The following is a 1,349-nucleotide window of genomic DNA, read 5'->3' on the forward strand; positions in this document are numbered from 1 at the left end:
CCGGCTGTAACCAGCTTCAAGATCTGTCCGACTGAGTTTGAGGTCATTCATACTGCCGACTTAAACGGGGCGCCTGTTACCAAGACGGTAACCTATCATTCCATCAGCAGCAATATCTCCGGAGCCGCCCGTTGCTGGCTGACTCAGAACCTGGGCGCAGAGCGCGAAGCGACTGCAGTCAATGACGGAACGGAAGCATCAGCCGGCTGGTACTGGCAGTTCAACAGGTCTAAGGGATATAAATCGGATGGAGGTGTTCGCACCCCGTCCAATGCCTGGACACCGTGGATCACGAGCATTTCAGAGAACCAGTCATGGCTGCCTGCCAATGACCCATGTAACCTGCTTCTTGGCCTGGGCTGGCGTATTCCAACTTCTGCAGAGTGGATAGCAGCAGATGCTCCGCCACAGAACTGGACCAGTGCCACAAATGCCTACGCTTCTGTACTGAAGCTCCATTCAGCCGGTATGCTGACTCAAGGTGGCGGTACACTTGAAGCCCGGGGTACTTATGGCCGCTATTGGAGCTCCACCCAGTATAGCAGCACGAGCTACGGATATTTCATGGAACTGTATAATGGCAGTGTGGTTAGTTATGCCGATAAGGCACATGCCTTACCGTTACGCTGTATCCGCGATGAAGTGGTACTAGCGAAACCTTCGGTCAGTGATGTGAGTATTCCGACAACAACGATGACAGCTTCTTCTGCAGAAGGAACGGCGACTGTATCCTCAGATGGAGGCGTCAAAGTGACCGAACGAGGTTTATGCTGGAATACAACAGGTACACCAACGATATTAGACAATATAGTCGCTTCAGGAGATGATGTTGGTGTGTTCGCCGCCACCCTGCGAGGTCTTCGCGAAGGTCCGACCTATTATGTGCGCGCTTATGCCACCAACAGCGAAGGCACTTCTTATAGTCCTTCAGTAACCAGCTTCAAGATCTGTCCAACCGAGTTTGATGTGATCCATACTGCCGACTTAAACGGAGCTCCGGTTACCAAGACCGTAACCTATCACTCCATCAGCAGTAATATCTCCGGCGCTGCAAGCTGCTGGTTAACTCAGAACCTGGGCGCCGACCAACAGGCCGGTTCGGTAAGCGATGCCTCAGAAGCATCAGCGGGCTGGTACTGGCAGTTCAACCGCTCTAAGGGCTATAAATCGGAGAATGGGGTTCGCACACCGTCCAATGCCTGGACTCCCTGGATCACGAGTATTTCGGAGAATCAATCATGGCTTCCTGGCAATGACCCATGCAACTTGCTTCTTGGTTTGGGCTGGCGTATTCCGACCGCCGCAGAGTGGACAGCAGCAGATGCTCCTCCTCAGAACTGGACCAGTGC

General features: G+C 53.2%; 1 protein-coding gene. It reads left to right on the plus strand.

Translation table 11 applies throughout. The annotated features are described in order from the left end of the window. On the plus strand, nucleotides 1–1,349 hold a 1,349-nt coding region (locus B0I27_RS17595), incomplete at both ends, for a fibrobacter succinogenes major paralogous domain-containing protein (protein WP_219905043.1).

This window comes from Arcticibacter pallidicorallinus (genome assembly GCF_003002875.1).
Taxonomy (GTDB): domain Bacteria; phylum Bacteroidota; class Bacteroidia; order Sphingobacteriales; family Sphingobacteriaceae; genus Arcticibacter; species Arcticibacter pallidicorallinus.